Consider the following 20769-nt stretch of genomic DNA (forward strand, 5'->3'; position numbering starts at 1 on the left):
GGCCGCCGTGTCCCCATGTCTGGGCGGCCGGGGCGCCCTGGTGTCGCGTCCCAAGCGACGGGCGCCGCTTCCTCCGCTGCGCCTCGGCGTGCCCGCTCGGGGTGCGGCGCTGCCAGAGGACGGGGGAGCGGGGAGGAAGCCCGCTGGTGGGCCGCTCGGCGCCATTGGGTCCGTCACCTCCACGGCACCGAGCGGCGGTTGAAGGGCCGCCGCCTGCGGTCAGAGAGCGGGCGAGGCGCGCTCGTCGGGCAGCGACTTGAGGAGGTCGGCCAGCTCGTCGGCATCGTGCGCGCTGAAGGTCTGGTAGAGCGCGAGCGCTGCCGTGTAGTAGTCGCGGGCGGCCTCCAGGTCGTCTTCCCGTGCTGCGAAGTTCCCGCGGACCCGCAGGAGCCGGGCCTGCCCGGACAGGGTGCCGGTGGTGTGGAAGTCGGCCTCGGCCAGGTCGAGCAGATCCCGCACCCGGGCCGAGGAGGGGCCATACGGCGGTGCGTAGGTCTCCGCGAGGAGCAGCGCAGCGCGACCTGCGTTGATCAGGTCACCCTCGGCGCGGAGGTCGACGTGGGCGGGGCCCGTGTGGTCGGAGGCCTCGGTCACGCGTCCGTTCTCCAGCTCGATCTGCCCCAGAACGATGCGGGTCAGCGCCGCTGCCCGGCGGTCTCCGATTTCCTGGCAGATCTCCAAGGCCTCGCGCAGCAGGGCCACGGCGGTGACCTGGTCTCCCTGCCCTTTGGCACACAGGGCCATCTCATGGGTGGCCTGCCCCTCACTGCGCCGGTCGCCGTCCTCACGGGCCAGGGCGTAGGCGCGTGTAGCCCACGTGAAGCCGTCGCCGAAACGGCGCAGCCCCCGCAGCGCGATGACGCCGGTGGTCAGCATCTCCCGCTGTGCCATCCGGTCCCCGCACGCCTCCGCCGCCGTCACGCCCAGGCGGTGCAGTTCGCAGGAGAGGTCGTGCAGACGCAGGATGTGGACGCCGGGCCAGGCGGCGTGCACGAGCTGCCAGACCATGGGGTGCCACTGCCGCCGCGCGGCCTCACGCACCATCTGCGCCAGGTCGTCCATGTGCGCCTCGACCCACGCGCGTGCGCCGCGTTCCTCGTCACCGTCGCCCTGGCTGAAGTCCACGGGCGGGACGGGGCGTGTCAGGGTGCGGTCCAGGGTGCGGTGGTGGGGAGTCAGGATCCGTTCGGCGCGCGTGAACGTGGCCAGCAGCCATTCCCCCGTGCCGCGCACAGCGTCTTGGACCGCCTTGTTGCCGTCCACCTGCGTGGCTTGCTGCTGGGCGTGGGGGCGGACCTCGTCGTGGAACCGGTAGGACGTGCCGTCGCGGCCGGGCCGATGGCCGAGGGGTTCCAGGAGGCGGGCGCCGAAGAGGTGGTGCAGGGCGGCGGCCGCCTGGTCGGGGGTGAGGTCGCAGGCGCGGGCGGCGGTATCGATGTCGAACTCCGTCAGCGGCACCATGCTCAGCAGCCGGTAGACCCGGCGGGCGGTGCTGTCGGGTAAGCCGTCGCAGGCCTGATCCAGTACGGACGTCACGGTCCGGGGTCCTTCCGAGCGAAGGGGCGAAGCGCTGGTATGGGACAGGGCGTGAGCGAGCGTGGAGAGCCCTCCGGCGGAGCAGGCAGAGGCGCTGGTGGCGGCCACGACCAGGGGCAGGGGCAGATACGCGCAGCGCGCCGCGATCGCCCCGAGAGCAGCTCGCTGTCCGCGGGCCCGGTCTCTGCCGGCGATCCGGGCCATGAGCCGTTCGGCTGCCGCGGGGTCGAGGGGCTCCAGGTCGTAGGGGAAGGCCCCGTGGGCGTTCAGGGCGTCCAGCGGCTCGCGCGAGGTGACCACGACCAAGTGCCCCGGACCGCCGGGAAGCAGCGCAAGGACCTGGTCGGCGCGGGCGTTGTCCAGCAGGACGCCCAGGCGGCGGCCGTAGCTGGCCGAGCGCCACCAGGCAGCCAGCTCGTGCACATCGTCGGCGTCCGGGCGGTGGCCCAGCGCGCGCAGGAAGTGCCGCAGCACCCGCCGCACGACGGCCGCCGCGGGCTCCCCGGGCGGGCTGCTCAGCTCGGCGTACACCTGTCCGTCCGGGCAGTCACCACAGCGGTCGGTCAGCCACTTGGTGGCCAGCCCGGTCTTGCCCACCCCTCCCGGGCCGCTGATGACCACAAGGGCCGAGGCGTAGTCCGGGCAGGCCTTGGCCGCGTCGCTCAACTCGCGCAGCGCCGACTTCCGGTCCGTCCAGGTCGCGGGAACCGGCAGGAGCTGCCGGGGCGGCGGAGGCACCACGGGCGCCAGAGCGTGCAGATGGACGGCCCCGATCTCCCCGGCCTGCACCACCGGGGCACTGACGGAGGACTGCTGCAGATGGTTGCGCGTCGTACCCGCGTGGCCGCCGCTCATGCCGCCACCTTGTGGGTGTCGGTGGGCCGGTGCGGAGCGACGACCTCTCCATTGGGCAGCAGCTCACCGGTGTCCTCGAAGACCAGGACCCCGTTGCACAGCAGGCTCCAGCCCTGCTCCGGGTGGTGCGCCACCAGGAGCGCGGCTTCCCGGTCGGTGGCCTCCGCGGTGGGGCACGGCGGCTGGTGCTCGCACATCGTCTCACGGCCCTTCTGCTCATCGGGGAAGCGGCGGCACAGGCGGAGGGCGGCCGCGTACCGGCCGGAACAGTGCGCGCTGCTAGCCATGAGGGCCCTGCAGCACAACCGCGGCCACGTTCCGGTCGCGCAGGCAGTTGTGCCGGGCCCACTGGACGTTGCCGAGCAGGCTGTCGAGCTGCGTCTGTGACAGCGCCCGGCGGTAGGGGTCTTCGTCCACGGCCCCCTCGGCGCCGGCCTGCTCGTCGGCGACCGGAGTGAGGACGTACAGGGCTCCGTCGCGCGTCAGCCAGCGGGCGACATCGGTGAGGAACCGCGCGACGTCGAAGTACGCCAGGGAGAAGCGGCAGGTGACCAGGTCCAGGCTCCCGGGCGACAAGCTCGTCGGAAAGCTCGTCGGAATCGAGTCGCCGTTGACGTCGTAGGACTTGTACGTCACCGCGGGATGCTCCTGGAGCCGGGCCTGGCGCAGCGCCTCGGGAGAGTAGTCGTACCCGGTGACACGCGCGGCACCCCACAGGGCGAGCTGGCGAGTCCACTTACCCGTGCCACACCCGAGGTCGGCCACCCGCAGGCCGCGCGGGCTGGGTGCCATCAGCAGGAACCGCTCCAGCTCCTTCTGGCTCGGCAGCACATCCCCACGACCGGTCGTGTATCGGTAATCCCAGGCCGCTGAGGTGATGTGCGTGCGATAGAGCATCTTCACGCCCCCACCGAAGCAGCGATGGGGCACGGCAGTGCCGCCTGCACGGACTTCGTGCCCGCCTCCGCGTCCACGACGTAGGCGAGCCGGGCCCTCAGACCGCGGCGAGCCCGGAGGACCAGGCTGGGCACCGGGCCAGCAAATCCCTGCGGCGGCGTCCAGTCGGCGATCGAGGCGAAGTAGGGGAAGCACACGCTCATGTCCCGCACGGGCGCGTTCAGCACGACAGGCACGGTCAGGTCCGACGCTGTGGCTGGAAGAGTAGAGGACGGGACCAGACGGGGCGGGGAGGACGAAGTCGACATCAGGGCCTCATGAGGGAGTCGGAAGTACCAACAGCAGGTGCGGACGAAGGTCCGACTGAGGGAGGGGGAGCGCCACGCAGCGGAGCGTCACGACGGGCCGATAGGCGCAGTTACATGGCGTGCATGGCCCTTGCCGGGTGGGGAGGTGGAAAGGGGCGGTGCCGCTCCAGTGCCTGGTGCAACATCACCGGCCCGACGAGGTGCGTCTGCCGCGCCCCGGCGAAGGGCCGCATCCAGTACCGGCCGGGTGGTGCCTGCCGATCCGGGGGCGGGATGCGTAGAGTCCCGCCCCCGAAGCACTGAGCATCACGGCAGACCCAGCGCCTGGCGGTGCGAGGCGGCACCAGGGCGATGAACCGGTCCTCACGGATCGCCTTGCCCATCGAGGCGATGACGGGCCCGCAGCCAGGGTGTTGCATCGCGTCCAGCTCGTGGATGACCGCGAGACCGCGGCGCCCTGCGGAGAAGACCACGACGTCGAACAGGACCCCCACCGATACCACCCTCTCGGCGTCAGCGGTCAAGGTGAGGATCGCCCGCACAGCATCGTCATTCGCATTCCGCAGGCAGCGGACTGCGTCTGCCAGCTCGGTCATGTCGCCCGCGACGGGGCGGAGGACTTGGGGAAGAGGACGCCGTGCACCGGGCATCGCCCCCTGAGGTGCGTCTGCCATCGTGTCCCGCCCCCGCTCTGACCTGGTCTGAGAGATCCGAGTGAGCAAGGTTCCTCGCAGCCACTGGCAGCAACAACCGTGAACCGAGCGGGAGTCACGGTCGGCGTCTCCGGATTCACGGTTTCGCTCCACCCGACCGTGAAGAAGTCACGGCTTCTCGACGCAGAGTTGCAAACCGATCACTACGCTCGTGCCATGTGACGCGGAGGGAGTCCGGCTCATGGAACAGCACTCGCAACCGCACAGTCCCTCTTGTGCCAAGCGCATCCGCAAGAGCGGGAACGAGGCGGGGCACAGCGTTGCGGAGATCGTGCTGGAGATCCATCGGTGCTGCCACGTCAGCGTGCTGCGAGCTCATCGCCTTGCCCGGGGGTGGACCCAGACAGAAGCCGTGGGCCATCTTCGTGACTTGGCGAAGTCGCTGGGGCTGACCACGCCGCGTACCGATGCTGACCAGCTGCGGCTCTGGGAACTCGGCGATCACCAGCCGCGGCGGAAAGCGATCGACCTGCTGTGCCGCCTGTACGACTGCACGGCGCACGACATCGGCCTCGCGGCCCCCTCGACGTCACCGGGTACCCACCCGCAGCAGGCAATGGCCTCCAGCGCAAGCGGCCTCCCCGCCCCGGATCCGCTCACCGACCGAATCGATGCTGCCCGGCGCTCCGTCGACCGCACCCTCGCGCTCTCCAGCGTCAGCGCCGCGCAAATGGACCTGCTCGACGAACGTCTCCTGGACGTACGGCGGCAGTACCTCTACACCGCCCCGACGGACATGCTGAACGTCCTCCTGCACGAGATGGAGGAAGTCAAAGGCCTGTCTGCCGACCGGCAGCCCGCCGCAGTCCAGGTCCGGCTGTCGGAGATGACCGCGGTGCTCGCCACTCTGATCGCCGACGCACTGATGAAACTGGGCCGGCTCACCCCATCCCGAGCCTGGTACGACACCGCCCAGACAGCGGCGGACGACAGCGGCAACCTGGAACTTCGGGCCCGTGTCCGCGCGCAGCGCGCCATGCTGCCGTACTACTACGGCCCGCTGGAAGGCGCGGTCGTCCTGGGGCGAGAGGCCCGGCTGCTCTCCCGCGGACGCCAGACTCCGACGGCGGCCTTCGCAGCTGCGGCAGAAGCCCGCGCCCTCGCCCGCCAAGGCAACGCGGCCGCTGCGGAAGCCGCCATCGCCGCCGCCCAGCGCATGTACGAACACTGCCATCACGGAGACCAAGACGATGCGTTCGCCTTCCCTGAGCGGCGCCTCCACCTGTACCTGAGCGGCGCCTACACAGCCCTGGGGCGCAGCAGCCAGGCCCGCAGAGCGCAGGAGCAGGCACTCGCCCTGTACCCGGCCCGGACGGGGATCGACCCTGCCCTGCTCCAGCTGGAGGCCGCGATCTGCCTGGCACAGGACCGCAGCCCTGCCGAGGCATGCCAACTCGCTGGGACCACCTTCCTTCAGGTACCTGCCAGCCACCGAACCCACATCCTGGAGGAACGGGCCCGTCATGTTCTCGGGGTGCTGCCACCGGGGATACGAAGCGGACGAGCGGCACGGGAACTCACGGAGATCCTCGCGTTGCCGAAGGGCCGAACGTGACAGCGCCGGGACTCGTCAGCGAGCCTGAACCCCATGACAGCTCCAGCGCCGGCCCCCGGCGGGTTCGAAGAACCCGAACTGCATCAGATCCTGAACCATGCATGCCAGGCAGCACAGCTCGACCCGTCGAACGCCCGCCTGCTGCGCGGCCACACCAACGCCGTGGTGCTGCTGCCCGACGCTCACGTGGTCGTGAAGATCGCCCGCCGTGGGACCCCCTTCGCGACCGTCCAGCGCACCACCGCGTTCGTGCGGTGGCTGATGGACCGCGGCTTCCCCACCGGCCCCCTGTACCCCGGACTGGAGCAACCTCTCCTCGTAGACGGGCACCCGGTCACCATCTGGGCCTACCTCCCCCAGCCGGACCGGCCCGTCAGCGCCGCGCAGATCGCCAAGCCCCTGCTCACCCTCCACAACCTGCCCGCTCCGCCCATGGACCTCCCGCAGCACGACAACATCCGAGCCATCCGAAGGTCCATCGACGCGATCTCCTCGCTGCCTCCGGCCTCCCTCCGACTTCTGAGCGACCGAGTCGATCGACTCGAAGCCGAACTCGACGCAGTGCAATTCGCTCTGCCCACCGGCGTTCTACAAGGCGACCCCCAGCACCGCAACGCACTGCACTACGGGGATGAGGCTGTCCTGATCGACTGGGACACCGTGGCCTACGGCCACCCAGAGTGGGACCTGGTCACCATCGAGGTGCACTGCCGTCGGTTCGGCCATGGCCTCGACCACTACAAGGGCTTCGCCGCAGCCTACGGATTCGACGTCACCGCGCTGCCCGGCTACCCGACCCTCCGCGACCTCCGAGAACTGCGCATGATCACGACGAACGCGCGCAAGACACACCACACACCCGAGAGTGTCCACGAAGTACAGCGGCGCGTAGAGGGCCTCTATCAGGAGGACCACGACTTGCGCTGGCACATCCTGTGATCGTTTACGCATCCTGCACACGGACGCGGACGCCTACGCGCGGTGGGCTGGGAAGACGCTGCCCACTGCCTCCCGGTGGGAGAAGGCGGCGCGGGGCGACAAGGGCCGCATGTACCCGTGGGGCAGCGCCGCCACCGCAACGAACTGCAACGTTCAAGAATCCGGCATAGAAAGGTTGATGCCCGTCGGTACCGCAGCGGCGTGAGCCCGTACGGCGCGCACAACCTGTGCGGCAACATTTGGGAATGGTGCTCGACGCCGACCGCCGCGATCAATTACAGCACCGCGCGGCCGCCACCATGAGCGACGACGACAAGGGATTCCGCGGCGTTCTGGGAGCATGAACGTGTGCCGCTCTCAAACAAGCGCGAGCGGCACACAGCAAGACGACTCCTTCGTGATCCGAGGGCTGTTCGAACGCGTTGCTGCCCCAGCTCGTTGGGTGAGGCGGGCCCGGCCCGGCTCGGCCGGGCGAATCTCCCGGCTGGACGGGATCAGCAGCTGCCCGTGAGCGTGTGTACTCGGTGGCCGATGACCAGTTCATGAGCGTCGGCTACGGGGCGCGACGGCAGTCCGGCGGCCGCCTTGTCTGAGGATGATCGGTTCACGCTTCGTGGCCTCCCTCCGGAGCCCGGTCGGCGACGTTCGTCATTGACTACCGTGACCGGGCAGTGCCTGCAGCACGCGCAACGCTGTGGTGGTAGAAGTCGACCACTGGCGGCTTGAACAGGCCCGACCACGCTGGTCAGAGCTCTGGCATGTCACCGTGGCGGACGGGTTCGGCTGAGGCCTTGCGCGTGCTCCGGTGATCATCGGGACGGCCGGCGGCGTTCCCCCAGAGCCCCTCACGGCCTGAGCGGTTCGCACGCGAGCAGCCAGCGAACACGGGTCGCGCCCGCCGATGGCGGGAACGTCCGCGCGCGGTGCCGGTCACCGTTCGCAGACCGCGGGTCGCGGTGGTGGTCGCCGTTGTCAGATCCCCGACCGCCATCCTCGTGACCGTTTCGTCGCCGTGGTCGGGGTGCGCTGGTCGACGGGCCGGTCGGTGCTCCCGGGTTGCCTCTCGGTTTCACCCCCTTCTGCTCTGACCGGGAGGACGCGCATGCTTGATTCCCCTCCGTCACCGGGCTCGGCGGCACCGCCGACCGCTGCCGGTGCGGCCCTGTGCCAGATGAACCGCCGGGTGCAGTTGGGCCGCCTCATGGTGTTAGCAGCGCTCACTGCCGGGCCGCTCGCCCTGCTCGTGTCCGCCTGGCCGTCGCCCAGCACCAGCAGCGCCGCCCCCGCCTCGAAGCCGCAGCGCACCAGCGAAGTCGCTGCGCATGCGGACCCGGCCGGATATGCCGCGGAATTCGTAGATGCCTGGCTGCGCACGACGGATGACCCGACGTCGCCCGCTGCCGAGCGGGCGCGATCCTTGGCCCCGGAGGTCGCTCTGCCCTCGCGCAAGGACGGTGCGCCGATGCCGCGCCGGGTGACGCCGGTGCGCAGCATCGCGCGCGGCGGCGGTGCTTGGTCGGTAACTGTGGCCGTGCAGTTCGAGGGGGCGGTTCGCTATTTCGCTGTGCCGACGCGGGTGTCCGCCGACGGAGGCTCGGCCGTGATGACCGGTGCCCCGGCGCTGGTGCCCGCGCCAGGGCGTCTGGCGGTGCCCGATTCGCCGTACGGAGTGAGCGTCGAGAGCGGGCCGCTGACCGCGACCGTGCGTGGGTTCTTGGCGGCGTACCTGGCAGGGCAGGGCGAGGTCACCCGCTACCTCGCGCCGGGTGCGAGGGCGTCGGCGGTCTCCCCGGCCGCCACGTCAGTGGCGGTGCGGGAGGTGAGCGCGCGCGAGGATGCGGCGGCCGACGGTCTCGTGCCGCGGCCGGGAGCGCGCGTGCATGTGCTGGCCCAGGTCGAGGCGCGCGATGGCTGGGGCCGGTGGCCGCTGGCGTATGAGCTGACGTTGTCGGCGCGCGGGGACCGGTGGGAGATCTCCGCGATCGCTGCGGGCGGTGGGCGGTGATGGCAGTGGTTCAGGGCCACCGGGTCCAGGTCGCGGGGAAGTTGGCGGATCTGGGGGATTCCTGGATCGAGACGGCGAAGGACTGGGGGACGGCGGGGCTGAAAGCGGCCCTGATCGTGATCGTCGTGGTGGTGATGGTCCAGCGCCTCAGTCTCAAGGCGGGGATCGGCGCGCTGATTTTGATGGTGATCGCGCTGGGCATCTACAGCGCGCGTGATGATTTGGCCGGCCTGTTCAAGGACGAGGTGGAGAACCCCTCCAACGGCGCGCCCGCTTTCGACCACGGCGATCCGCTGCGGGCTGCGTCGTTCAGGGTGGGCCTGTGAACGCGGCCGTGGGTCCGCGGCCAGCGCGCTGCTACACCGCTGCGCGCCGTCATCCGTGGGTGCTGGGACGGTGGGCGGACTGGCGGATCCCGTTCGGCCCCTACAACGCGGCGCAGATCGCGCTGGCCGTCGTCGGCGGCTTCGTTCTGGTCAAGCTGCTGCCGGTGTGGTCTGCGCTCGGCCCGGCAGGCGGTGGGCTCGTGCTTGCTGTCTGGGTCTGGGGGATCTGGGTGCTGCGCCGACCCCGGATCGGCGGGCGCAGCCCGTTGGCCGCCGCGCTGGGACTTTGCGCGCTGGCCGGACAGCCCGCGGGCGGCCGCATCGGCCGGCGAGCGGCCCGGGACCGCCGACCACGCCGCCTGGGTGGCGGCTTCGTCCTGGAGTCTCTGCCGCTGTCCGCCCGCCCCGCGGCCAGGGCGCGCCGCGCGCGCCGGACGGTCTTCTGCGTGGGGATGTCAGGGAGTTCAGGCGGCCGCCGCGGGGGCCCGGCGGGCCCCGGTGGTGCGGACGCGGCTCCGGTGTCGTCGGTGCAGGCGCTGCTCGCGAGGGCCCGATCCGGTCAAGGAGTGCGGTGATGAGGGTTCCTGTACGGCATATCGCCGGGCATCTGGTGTGGTCCGTCCATGGTCATACCTGGGCTGTCTACCGGATCCACCCCGGCCCCGAGGCGCGGGGCCAGGAGAGCGTGCCGGGCACCTACAACCCGGCGACGGTGCGCGGTGAGCTGCTGGAACGGGTGACCACGCTGGTGCGCTCGCTGTCCGGCGCAGCGCCGCGGCTGTTCGGGCTGTGCGCCCAGGTCGATGCCGCCGAGGTGGTGTGGCGGATGACCGAGGGACTGCAGCAGGACGACGGCAGTCTGCAGCCGGGTGCTCGGGGGTGGGTGGAGCAGCTGGAGGCGGCGCTCGATCTGCTGGAGGGGCAGGAGATGCATCAGCGCACGTGGTGGCTGGCGGTGCCGCTGGCCAGTGAGAACCAGGGGCTGAAGGCAGTTGGGGCGCTGTGGGCGGATGTCGCCGATGCCGTCGGTCTGCGCGCGGGGCCCGTGCCGCGCGCGGAGGTCCTGGCCTGCCGGGACAAGGCCGCTCAGGTGGAGGCGCAGCTGTCGGGCGGTCTTCCCTACCGGCCTGCTCGGCCCGCGGAGATCGTGTGGATGATCCAGCACGCTCTGCACCGCGGGCTCGCCGAGCCGCTGCTGAGCGAGGCCGTGGACAGCCCGGCGTACGGCGGGAGCGTCACCGGCGGGGTGCTGCGCTCGCCGAGCTACGCCGATCTGGGCCAGGCCCGGCTGCAAGAGGGCGGTATCGAAGCCCCGAGCGGCCGCGGCGCGGCGCAGGTGCCGTCTTCGCCGTCACGACGCCCTTGGCCCGGGTCCCGGAAGTGGTGGCAGAGCGGGGAGGGCGGATCACCGCTGCGGCGCCGGTGGCTGCAGGTGGAGACCGGCCAGGGCACCGGCTACCAGGCGCATCTGGCGTTGGCGGAGTGCCCGCGGGCTGTCGCGGCGGAGGCGGCGGATCTCTTTGCCCAGTTGGAGGTCCTGGACTTTCCCGTCGACTTCACCATCGACTTGACGCTGGTGGGCGCCGAGAAGGCCCGCCAGCAGGTGCAGCGCAAGAAGAACGAGCTCGTCGATCAGGCCGACCAGTACGGGGCACGGCCTGCGGGGATGCCTGCGTCGCTGCCGGATGCCGCCGGGGACCTCGGCGAGCTGGACGGGCGGCTGTCGCGGACCTCGGTCGAGGTGGAGGTGCAGTCCGTCACCGCGCTGCATGTGTGGGCCCCGACCGCGTCGTTGTGTGACGCGCGGGCCCGCGCCCTGGAGAAGCTGCTGGCGGGTGCGGACTACCGGGCGGTGCGCCCGGCCGGACTGCAGACGGAGCTGTTCCTGCTGGGGCTGCCCGGAGCGGTGCGTGCGCAGCGGCTGCGGGAGTTCGCGCAGTACCAGCTGAGCGAGGACTGGGCGATGTCCGGCGCCTTCACCCACAGCGAGGTCGGGGATCCGAACGGCATCTTGATCGGCCTGGATCTGGACTGCGGCACCACCCGCCCCATCATGATCAACATTGCGGATGCGCCGAAGCAGGACGCCTCCGCCTCCTTCGGGGTGGTGGGCGACCTCGGCGCTGGCAAGAGCGTCCTGGAAAAGCTGGTGGGCTCCAGCGTGGTGGACCGGGGCGGACGCGCGATCTGCATCGACCGCACTCCGGTGCGCGAGTGGGCCCGCTTCGCCCAGGCCGCCGCCCCCGGCCGCTGCCAGATCATCGACGCCGCCCGGGCCGCCCTGTCCATCGACCCGCTGCGGCTGTTTCCCGGCCCGCAGGGGCGCCACTACGCGCTGAGCTATCTCACTCTGCAGCTGGGCATCGGCCCGATGACCACCCACGGTGAGGTCCTGCACCATGCCGTCGAGCAGGCCGCGGCCGGACCGCAGCCGTCCATGCACCGGGTCCTGGAGGTGCTCGACACCGTGGCCGCTGGCGAGAGCGGCAAGCGCCAGGACGCCGCCGCCACCCTGGCCGGGCTACTGCGGGTGGTGGCCGGTAACCCCCTGGCGGCGATGGTGTTCGACCCCGCCCTTGCCCCGGTGCGCCTGGACGGCGCCGATGCCAGCGACATCATCGTCATCACCACCTCAGGGCTGACCCTGCCGCCCAAACAGGTCTTCGCCCATCCCGAGATGCTCCACCAGCAGCCCCTGGAAGCACTCATCGGCCGCGCGGTGCTGTATCTGATCGCGGCGATCGCCCGGCAGGCGGCCTTCCGTGACCTGGGCCGGTTCTGCGCCATCGTCACCGACGAGCTGTACTGGCTCACCAACTCCGCCGAGGGCACCGCGCTGGTCCACGAGGTGCTCCACGACGGCCGCAAGCACGACGCCGGTCTCATCGCGGGCGCCCATGCCGCCGAGGAACTCGGGCCCGACCGCGGTCTGATGGCCTACCGGGCCCTGGGGCGCACCACGGATCGCGAACGTGCCCGCTCAGGACTGGAGTTCGTCGGCCTGGATCCCGACGATGCCGACCTGGTGCGGCTGGTCACCGGTCTCTCCCCAGTCGGCCGCACCGAGCGCGCTGGCGAGTTCCTGCTGACCGCGCCCCGGCAGAACACCGGCCGCATCAAGGTCGTCATCCCCTCCGTGCAGCGCATCGCCTCCCGCATCACCACCACACCCGGCCGCTCCGTGGGTGGCGCCCTGCCGGACGGGCGCTCCGAGGATGCGGTGGCGCGCGTGTCCATCCGGAAGGGAGACCTGCGATGAGGGCCTCCCGTCCGGCCGGGGCGCGCCGCCGCTGGGGTCCCATGGTCGGTGCGCTCCTGTGCCTGGCGGTGGCCTACTGCATCGCCTTGACCGCGGCGCCCCCGCGCGGGCCCGCCGTGACACCCGCCCAGGCGGGCGGCATGGCCCTGGCCGTGTCCCGGGACCGCCAGCAGGCGTGCGCGTGGGTCGTGGGCCCGGGCCGGCAGCACTGCCCGCCCACCCCTCGCGCCCGCACGACGGGTCCACGGGGGCGAGAGGGAAGCAGCTGGCTGCTGGTGCCGCCGCTCGCGGCGGCCGTCGCCTTGGTGATCCTGGGCCGCCGGGGGAGGCGCTGACGGATATGCGCGCGTGGCGGATAGAGCGCGGACGATGGCGTGCGGCGGCAACGGTAGGGCTGCTCGCCGTGGTGTTCCTGCTGGTCAACGCCCAGGTGGTGTACGCTGCTGACGGCGGTGCGGACTTGATGAGCCCGCTGAACGTCGATTCCTCCGAAGGCGTGCCCATCGATGGCTATGAGCTGTCGGCGCAGAGCCAAGGCATCTTCTCCTTCAAGTCCAATGCCTACGGCTGGATCATGGGCGGGCTGTTCACACTCACCCGCCTGGCGGTCGGGCTGGCCTGCTGGGCCATCGAGTTCGCGCTGCGGTTCCCGCTGATCAGCATGCTGGCCGATCCGGCTCAAAAGCTGTCGGACACCTACACCGGCATCGCCGTGGACACCCTGGGGCTCAAGGGGCTCCTGCTGGGCTGGGCCTTCGTGTTCGGGCTGATTCTGTTCGTGCGCGGCAAGGCCGCACGCGGTCTGGGCGAGATCGCCCTGACTCTGCTGATCGCGGCCTTCGCCGCCTCGGCGTTCGTGCGCCCTGACTACCTGCTCGGCGCCAACGGGCCTCTGGTCCAGACCCAGCAGGCGGCCGCCGAGACTGCGCAGGCCACCGTCGCCGCCTACGACTGGGGTGGCAAGATCGCCAGCGGGGATGCAGGGCCGTGCGGGGCGGGTCTGTCCGGCCGGGCGCTGGAGAAGTGCTACGAGATCGAGAAGGGCCGTCCGTACCGGGCATCCGAGGTCGCCCGGCCCCTGCAGGACTCGCTCACCAACGTGCTGGTGGTCAAGGGCTACATGCTCACCCAGTACGGGCGGATCCTCGATCCGGGCAAAAAGTCCGACCGCCAGGCCTACGCTCTGCACCTCAAATGGGTCTCGGGCGGCTACAGGTCCCCCGCCAAAGAGGGCACGAAGTCCTCCAGCCGGTGCAGCCTGATCCGCGGGCCAACCCGCAAGTACTGCGAACGAGGCGAAAAGGGCGTCAGCCCCAAGGATATGGCTGAACTGCCAAAACTCACCCCGGGTGGATCACTGCTCGATGCCGCGGCCCCGATCCTGAGCGATCAGGACGCGCAGTTCGCAGCGTTTCTTGAGGACTTGAAGAAGGCCGGGCCTGTAGGCAAGGCGTGCGCCACCTACGCCAAGGACCCCACCGGCTGGCGGGCCGCCGGTGCCCTGCTGCTGTTCCTTTCGTCCCTGCTGATCTGCGCGATTCCGGTGTCGGGCGCCTTCGTGCTGCTGGGCCTGCAGGCCGCCGACGCCGCGGCCGCCGCGGTCGGCGCGGTGACGCTGATCTGGGCCATGCTGCCCGGCCCCTCGCGTCAGGCGGTGTGGAAGTGGCTCGGTCTGATGGCCGTCTCTGTCGCGGGCATGTTCGTGGTCTGTATGTTCCTGCCCTCCTACCTCATCGGCGTCGACTCCGTGCTGACCAACGGCCCCGATCTGCCCGCCGAACGTCTCCTCGCGCTCAACGGCTTGGGCGTGGTGGGCTTGTTCTTCCACCGCCGCCTGCTGCGCGGCGTCTCCACGGCCGGGCAACGGTTCGCCATGCGGATGCGCTACGTCAAGGTCGGCGGCACCCATCTGCCCGGTGACTCCTCCGAGATCGGCGCGGCCCTGGCCATGCACGGCACCGGCATCAGCGGCGCCTTGGGCGGGCTTGGTCTGCGCGGTGCCGGCGGCGGGCAGGGACTGCTGGGCACCCGTCAGCGGCTGATGCACTCGCTGTCGGCGATGGCCGACGGCACCGGTATGCCCTTCGACCCGCGCAGTGTGGTGTCCGGCGCCACCGCCGAGGCCTCCCGCGGTCTGGCCCCCCTGGCACTGGCGGTCACCGGCGCCCGGCTGAGCGCGCGCGGAGGCTGGGCGGTGCTGGTCGGCCGGCGCCCGGGTGACCGGCAGCTGGAGCGGATGCGCAAACCGACCGCGGAGGGCGACCCGCCCGGCTCCGGCCCCGACGACAGCCCGCCGGGTGCCGGAGCCGGGGGGCGCGGGCAGCACCGCTATGGGCCAGCCGACCGCCACCGCGGCCAGGACGGGCTGATCACCAACCCGAATACCGGTGAGGTACTGCACGACCAGGCACGTGACCGCACGCTGCTGTCGACCCGTGCGCACAACCGACTGGTGCGGCTGCGCGGTTACCGCATTCTGCACCGCGGCGCCCGCATCGGCTACGGAGCCACCTGGGCGCTTCCCACGACCACCCGGCGGGCTCGCACCGCCGCCTCGCGGCACTCCCACGAGGTCCGCCAGCAGCTGCGGGTTTGGGGCAACACCCTCACCGAGGACGGCCGGGCGTGGAGGCGGACACGGCCGACACCCAGAAGCCCGGGTCCTGCAGGACCCGGCAGCCCTGGTTCTGCAGGCCCCGGCAGCCTGCCTCCGGGGCCCGGCGGCACCGGGGACGGACCACCGCCACCGTCGTCACGCGTGCTGCCTACCCCACCCCGGCCCCCCGTGCCTCCCCCACCGGTCAGCCCGCCGCGCCCGGCCGGCACAGACCTGGGCCCGGCAGGACCCATGAGCAGCCTCCCGGGAGCAGACTCCGAGCCCTATGGGACCCGGCCATCAGGCAGCCGGGATACCAGTGCCGAGGCGCGCCGCCGCGTCATTGACCGGATGGGCGGGGCCTCCGAAGAGGAGCGCCGCCAGGCCCGCGAGGAGCTCCGGCGCCGCTATGGCGATGGCCCGGACTCCGGCGGTGATCACGCATGAGGAGCCGCCGCCCCGCACAGCCAGGCCGCAGGCGACACGCGAAGTGGGGGTGCCTGGTCGCGCTGCTCGCCGTCATCGCGGGCTGCACCGCACCTCTGGCGGGCATCGTGTCGGCCGGCTCTCTGCTCACCAACGCCGACGACGGAGGGGAGTCGGACGACGGCTGGGCGGAGAGCGGCAGCGCCGCTGATATCCCCGCGGCCATGCTGGCGGCCTACAAGAAGGCCTCCCGGCTCGTCGGCCGGCACGTGCCCGCGTGCCGGGGCATGTCCTGGCCCGTCCTCGCCGGAATCGCGAAGGTCGAGTCTGACCACGCCTCCGGACGCACTATCGCCAGCAACGGCGATATCCGCCCCCGCATCCTGGGCGTGCTCCTGGACGGCTCCGGCGCGGGCGGCAACACCACGGTCTTCCCCGACACGGACAACGGACGCTGGGAGGGCACCGCGCGGGGCGAACGCGCCGTCGGCCCGTTCCAGTTCCTGCCCTCGACCTGGGCGAGCACGGGCCGGGACGGCAACGGCGACAACAAGCGCGACCCGCACAACGCCTTCGACGCCGCCCTGGGCGCCGCGGTGTATCTGTGCGGGCGCGGCCGCGATCTGACCAAGCCCTCCCAACTGCGGGCAGCGATCTTCCAGTACAACCGCTCCAGCACCTACGTGGCCAACGTCAGCGGCTGGATCTCTCAGTACCGGGCCGCCGCGCGCAGTGCCCCGGGCAGCACAGGCCTGCCGACGGTCTCCGGGCGGGTTCGCAAGGTGCTGGCGGCCGCGCTCTCCCAGCGCGGCGCTCCCTACTCGTGGGGCGGCGGCGGGACGAGCGGCCGCAGTTACGGTCACTGCTGCTCCCCCACCGGGAAGTCCGGCACGCGCATCTGGGGCTACGACTGCTCGGGCCTGACGATGTACGCGTTCGCGCGCGTCGGCATCAAGCTGCCGCGGACCGCGGCCGCCCAGGCGCGTCGGGGCGTGCGCATCCCGGCCAGCCGTGGCCCCGGCGCGCTGCGCCCGGGGGACTTGGTGTTCTTCGGCTACACCCCAGGCCGCGATGCCACGATCTATCACGTCGGGATCTACGCCGGGACGGGCCAGATGATCAACGCGGCGCGTCCGGGGACGGTGGTCCGTCTGGACCCCGTGAACGCCATGCCCGGCTTCGCGGGAGGGGCGAGGCTCCTGTGACGTCATCGCCTGGCACATCGCGGCCGCGCGTCTGGAGACTGCTCGCTGCCACCGTGCTGCTCGCGGTCACCGGGGCGGGCCTGCTCATGCCGCAATCGTCCCGCCCCGGCTCCGCCACCGTCCCAGACCATTCAGTTCCGGCCGATTCTCCCGCCGGATCCGGCCAGAAGCATGCCCGCATGCCACCGCCGTCCTCGACGGGGCCGGGCAGAGAGGGAGTATCCGTGCCACCTGATGAAGCGTCAGCGGCCGTTGTCGAGCTGCCGCCGCGGGGTGAGGGCCCGCAGGCTGACCGTCCCATCCAGCGACACCTGGAGCAGGACTGGCCCCGGGACCTCCCCGCAGCCCAGGAGCAGCAGTTGCGCGCCTGGGGGGCGCGGCTGCTGCGCGCGGATGCCACCGGAGCTGGACGCGAGCGCTTCCCCCAGGTGTTCGGTCGGCGGCCGCCTCGCCTGGTGGCGCCCGCCTTCAGCCGGGTGCGCATCCAGGCCGCCATCGCGCGTCGGGCCCCGGGTGGCGGTGCGCATCGGGCGGTGGTGCACCTGGTGTGGGCCGGAACCGATCGCGGCGGCACGACCCTCGACGCACGCGTCACCGACCTGTACTTCCAGCAACCGAAAGGAACGGACCGATGGACTGCCCTGCCGCTGCCCCCGTGAGGTCTCCCCCAGCCCGCATCACCCGCGCGCCGTGTGTTCCAGAACGCGTTTGGCCCAGGCGGAGGCTTCCGTCACGTCCTGCCCTGCGCGCCATTGGGTCTGCAACGGGCCGCATGCGCTCCCGTGCGGCGCCTGCCCGCGGCCGTCTCATGGGCATGGCACCGGGGATGAGGAAAGTATGTGCTGTGCACGTCATGCGCCGCAGTACGAACGGCATTCAACTTGTGTCACCACAGCTCGAAACGTCCGTATGCTCCCCCGGCACCGCGCACCCCACGTCAGAGGACTACCCCACCGCATCAGCCACACGGGAGGCCCAGTGAGCCGAGCACAGAGCCAGCAGGCACATCCCAGTGTTCGCACACAGAAATGGAGGCGGTCGTGCCCCACGATCCTCGCGGCCTGCGCCGCGGCCGTCCTGACCGCGTGCAGCGACAGCAGCGACGACAACCGAGTGGACCACAAGTCCTCCCCGCCCGCGCCGTCCTCGGCGGCCAGCGAACCCGCGGCGAGCACCGACCCGCTCGCCAAGGACAAGAAGGCCGTCCTGCAGGTCTACGCACGGATGTGGCAGGAGCAGGCCGAGGCTTACGCGCAGACCGACATCAAGGGCACGCAGCTGAAGCGGTATGCCACCAAGGAGGCGCTTGGTCGCACGATGGGCGACCTCCTGGCTATGAAGAGGGAGGGCACGGCCACCAAGGGCGCTCCCTCGCACACCACGAGGGTGCTCTCCCTCAGCCCCGCCCGGAAGGTCCCCCGAGCGCGCTTGGAGGACTGCCTGGACATCAGCTCGTGGAAGACGGTCAAGAAGAAGAGCGGCGAGCCCCAGCCGTACCCGTCCAATCAGCCCCTGCGGTACAAGACCACGATCGATGCCGAGAAGTGGGGGAAACGGTGGATGATCACCAAGATCACGACGCACGGCAACCGCACCTGCTGAGTCGCCACTTGACCGTCCTGCTCACCGCGGCTGCGCTGGCCATGACACTGCCCGAAGCCTCCTGGGCAGGGATCGGGGTGCCGGTTCAGGGCAGCGGCCTGTGTCCAGGCAAGCCCTCCTACGTCACCGTCTGCGCGGAGAAGCCGGGGCGGGGCGGCGGGGGCACCGAGCGCGGCGGTAAACCCGCCGGAGGAGGCAGGGGAGCGGACACGAGCAGGGCACGGCCCAAGCTGTGCGCGCTGGAGCGGCTGGACCCACAGCCCCCGGCTAGCGATCCGCTGTGGAAGGGGCACAGGCCAGGTGACGGCGCGATCTACACGCGGGTCTGCCTGGACGACGCGCTGGGCATGGCGCCGGGCACCATCGCGGGCGGCGCACCGCAGGTCTTCTGGGCCGCTGGCCCACCGGTGGTAGACGTCGACCCGGAGCAGCTGGCCCGGCGAGCCGTGGACAGCATGCTCCTGACCGGGCCGGATATCGCCAGCCCGCGCGCGGGGGGCATCTACACGGTCGGGGTGCCGCTGTGGATGTGGGTGACTCCCTCCGCTACCACCTTCGGGCCCAACACCGCCGAGGCCTCACTGGCCGGGGTGACGGTGTCCGCGACCGCGAAGGTCTCCGTCATCCGCTGGTCGATGGGGGACGGCACCACCGTGACCTGCACCGGGCCGGGCACGAAGTACCGGAGGGCCTACGGCATGGCCGCGTCGCCGACCTGCGGCCACCGCTACCAGACCTCCTCTCAGGGCCGGCCCGGCGGCCGGTTCACGGGCCGCGCGGTGGCGACGTGGACGGTCCAGTGGCATGTCACCGGCGGTGGTGAATCAGGGGAGTTCACCGCGGTGCGCGAGAGCGGTCTGGCGGTGTCCGTGGGCGAGATGAGAGTGCTCGACTAGAGAAGGCGGGATGGCAAGGACGTGGTGTTGAAGAACCTGGCCAGGAACAAGTCCCCGGTGCCCGCACCACCCGGCCCTGAGGTGATGCGCCCGGACATCGGCATCGTCGACCCGCAGCCGCCGCGCCGCCGGCGCCGCTCTTTCATGATCCTTGGCGCCGTCATGGTGCTGGCCGGGGCGCTCGGCTTCGCGGGACTGATGCACGCCAGCGCCGAGCGGTCGGACGTGTTGGCACTGGCACGCGATGTGCCTGCGGGGCAGAAGCTCACGTCCGGTGACCTGCGGGTGGTCGCCCTGTCCGATGCTCCGGGCCTGAAGCCCGTGCCTGCCCAGCAGAAGAACCAGGTGCTCGGGCGTCGTGCGGCCGCCGCTCTGTCGCAGGGTTCCTTGCTGACGGATGGGCAACTGACCGAGCACGGCGGCCTACGGCCCGGTGAGGCGCTGGTCGCCGTCGAGGTCAAGCGGTCGATGGCGCCGGTGGATGCGCTGCGGCCGGGCGATGCCGTGCAGTTGGTGACGCGGCCCCAGGACGGGCAGACGCCGGACAAGCAGCGCGGCCTGGTCGAGGTGGCCGGCCGCGTCGTCAAGGTGGGCACGCCTTCCAGCAGCGGCGATGTCGTCATCCAGGCGGCGGTTCCCGACGGCGACAGTGCGGCGGTGGCCTCCGACGCCAGTGCGGGCCGGGTCGCGATCGTGCTGAAGAGCAAGGGCTGATCATGCCGGTGATGCTGCTCACTTCCGGGTACGGCTGCGGGGTCACGGTGTCGTCCCTTGCCCTGGCTCTGTCCGGCCCCCGCCCGTCGCTGCTGGTAGAGGCCTCAGCCCGGCAGGCGTCGATCCGCACCGGCTACCGGCAGGGGGCCTGGGGCGGAGAGGTGGGCCTGTTCCACCTGGCGCAGGCCCACCTGCAAAACCAGCTCGCCGAAGCCTTCGAGGCGCACCTGCGCCGCCTCGATGAGGAAGGCAACCGGCTGGTGCTGCCGGGACTGACCGATCCCACACAGGCCGGCGCGCTCGCGGGCACCTGGGGGCCGCTGTCGCTGCTGCTGCGGGCGATGGACCAGCAGGCCGGATTCGATGTGGTCGTGGATGCCGGTCACATCGCCGTCGAAGGAGGCGGGTTGCACCGCACCCTGTATCCGGCGCCGCTGGCGCACCGGGCCGATCTGGTGGTGCTGGTGCTGCGCAACACCCTGACGTCCGTGGCCCAGACCCTGCCGGTGGCACGGGTGCTGCACAGCGAGCTGGAGAGCCACGGCAGTGGCTCGGACGCGCTGCGCCTGCTGGTGGTGCGGGAGCTGTCCCCGGCCGCCGGAGGGCTGCGCTCGGACGCGATCGCGCGCCGGTTCAAGACCCCGGTGGTGGATCTGCTGCCCTGGGATGAGGCCGCCGCGCGGCTGTTCACCCACGGCGCGCAGCGACCGCCCCGGCTGGCGAAGCTGCCGTTGGTCAAGCAGGCCCGCAAGAGCGTGCAGGCCATCAGCGTGGCGGTGCACACCCGGCGCCGCGCGCTGGACATGCCCGTTGCGCCGGTGATGTCACCGGCCGAGACCGGGGTGCTGCAGCGCCTGGCGGCGAGCCGCCTCCCGGCCCCGGTGCGGGATCCGCGGCAGGTGGTGTCCCGTGGCTGAGCAGCAGGCAGACCGCACTT

Annotated in this window: 19 protein-coding genes; 14 read left to right on the plus strand and 5 right to left on the minus strand. The window is 71.5% G+C overall.

Annotated features, from left to right (window positions below):
* Positions 1-219 precede the first annotated feature (219 nt).
* The 5 genes from C9F11_RS43415 to C9F11_RS43435 all read right to left on the minus strand — a co-directional run bounded on the left by C9F11_RS43415 (position 220) and on the right by C9F11_RS43435 (position 4192).
* Complete coding sequence (locus C9F11_RS43415) at positions 220-2391, minus strand: ATP-binding protein (protein WP_138967853.1); 2172 nt, start codon at positions 2389-2391, stop codon at positions 220-222.
* Complete coding sequence (locus C9F11_RS43420; RefSeq protein WP_138968756.1) at positions 2388-2588, minus strand: DUF5999 family protein; 201 nt, start codon at positions 2586-2588, stop codon at positions 2388-2390. The genes C9F11_RS43415 and C9F11_RS43420 overlap by 4 nt, the downstream gene beginning before the upstream one ends.
* Positions 2589-2670: 82 nt before the next feature.
* Positions 2671-3288 carry a class I SAM-dependent methyltransferase gene (locus C9F11_RS43425; RefSeq protein ID WP_138968758.1) on the minus strand — a complete coding sequence of 206 codons (618 nt, stop codon included), beginning with the start codon at positions 3286-3288 and terminating at the stop codon, positions 2671-2673.
* A 2-nt stretch (positions 3289-3290) separates the two neighbouring features.
* Positions 3291-3515, minus strand: coding sequence for a hypothetical protein (locus C9F11_RS43430; protein ID WP_138967855.1), 225 nt, complete (start codon positions 3513-3515; stop codon positions 3291-3293).
* Positions 3516-3706: 191 nt separating this feature from the next.
* The gene (locus C9F11_RS43435; protein ID WP_138967857.1) at positions 3707-4192 is read right to left on the minus strand and encodes a hypothetical protein; all 486 of its coding nucleotides are present in this window, start codon (positions 4190-4192) and stop codon (positions 3707-3709) included.
* A 298-nt stretch (positions 4193-4490) separates the two neighbouring features.
* On the opposite strand from C9F11_RS43435, the gene C9F11_RS43440 reads away from it, so the two are divergent.
* The 14 genes from C9F11_RS43440 (at position 4491) to C9F11_RS43510 (ending at position 20749) form a co-directional block, all read left to right on the plus strand.
* The gene (locus C9F11_RS43440) at positions 4491-5864 is read left to right on the plus strand and encodes a helix-turn-helix transcriptional regulator (RefSeq protein ID WP_249402303.1); all 1374 of its coding nucleotides are present in this window, start codon (positions 4491-4493) and stop codon (positions 5862-5864) included.
* Positions 5865-5897: 33 nt separating this feature from the next.
* Positions 5898-6803, plus strand: coding sequence for a phosphotransferase (locus C9F11_RS43445; RefSeq protein WP_138967859.1), 906 nt, complete (start codon positions 5898-5900; stop codon positions 6801-6803).
* Positions 6804-7905: 1102 nt separating this feature from the next.
* Positions 7906-8808: a conjugal transfer protein gene (locus tag C9F11_RS43455; protein ID WP_249402304.1), complete on the plus strand. Its 903-nt coding sequence runs from the start codon at positions 7906-7908 to the stop codon at positions 8806-8808.
* Complete coding sequence (locus C9F11_RS43460) at positions 8808-9134, plus strand: hypothetical protein (RefSeq protein ID WP_138967861.1); 327 nt, start codon at positions 8808-8810, stop codon at positions 9132-9134. The genes C9F11_RS43455 and C9F11_RS43460 overlap by 1 nt, the downstream gene beginning before the upstream one ends.
* 59 nt (positions 9135-9193) lie before the next feature.
* Positions 9194-9709: a hypothetical protein gene (locus tag C9F11_RS43465; protein WP_249402305.1), complete on the plus strand. Its 516-nt coding sequence runs from the start codon at positions 9194-9196 to the stop codon at positions 9707-9709.
* Positions 9709-12393: an ATP-binding protein gene (locus tag C9F11_RS43470; protein ID WP_138967863.1), complete on the plus strand. Its 2685-nt coding sequence runs from the start codon at positions 9709-9711 to the stop codon at positions 12391-12393. Before C9F11_RS43465 ends, C9F11_RS43470 begins: the two co-directional genes overlap by 1 nt.
* Positions 12390-12728 carry a hypothetical protein gene (locus C9F11_RS43475; RefSeq protein WP_138967865.1) on the plus strand — a complete coding sequence of 113 codons (339 nt, stop codon included), beginning with the start codon at positions 12390-12392 and terminating at the stop codon, positions 12726-12728. The genes C9F11_RS43470 and C9F11_RS43475 overlap by 4 nt, the downstream gene beginning before the upstream one ends.
* A gap of 68 nt (positions 12729-12796) precedes the next feature.
* A complete protein-coding gene (locus tag C9F11_RS43480) occupies positions 12797-15436 on the plus strand; it encodes a hypothetical protein (RefSeq protein ID WP_249402306.1) in 2640 nt (879 codons plus the stop codon).
* Complete coding sequence (locus C9F11_RS43485; protein WP_138967869.1) at positions 15433-16620, plus strand: bifunctional lytic transglycosylase/C40 family peptidase; 1188 nt, start codon at positions 15433-15435, stop codon at positions 16618-16620. Before C9F11_RS43480 ends, C9F11_RS43485 begins: the two co-directional genes overlap by 4 nt.
* Positions 16621-16844: 224 nt before the next feature.
* Positions 16845-17279, plus strand: a complete 435-nt coding sequence (locus tag C9F11_RS43490) for a hypothetical protein (RefSeq protein WP_249402307.1) — start codon at positions 16845-16847, stop codon at positions 17277-17279.
* A gap of 454 nt (positions 17280-17733) precedes the next feature.
* Positions 17734-18222 (plus strand): hypothetical protein, encoded by a 489-nt coding sequence (locus tag C9F11_RS43495; RefSeq protein ID WP_138967871.1) that lies wholly within the window; start codon positions 17734-17736, stop codon positions 18220-18222.
* Between the two features lie 8 nt (positions 18223-18230).
* Complete coding sequence (locus tag C9F11_RS43500) at positions 18231-19118, plus strand: ATP/GTP-binding protein (RefSeq protein ID WP_249402308.1); 888 nt, start codon at positions 18231-18233, stop codon at positions 19116-19118.
* Between the two features lie 27 nt (positions 19119-19145).
* Entirely contained in the window at positions 19146-19832 is a 687-nt protein-coding gene (locus C9F11_RS43505; RefSeq protein ID WP_138967873.1) for an SAF domain-containing protein, read from the plus strand.
* 2 nt (positions 19833-19834) lie between these two features.
* Positions 19835-20749 (plus strand): hypothetical protein, encoded by a 915-nt coding sequence (locus C9F11_RS43510; protein WP_249402309.1) that lies wholly within the window; start codon positions 19835-19837, stop codon positions 20747-20749.
* Positions 20750-20769 lie beyond the last annotated feature (20 nt).

It is taken from the genome of Streptomyces sp. YIM 121038, from assembly GCF_006088715.1.
Classification (GTDB): domain Bacteria; phylum Actinomycetota; class Actinomycetes; order Streptomycetales; family Streptomycetaceae; genus Streptomyces.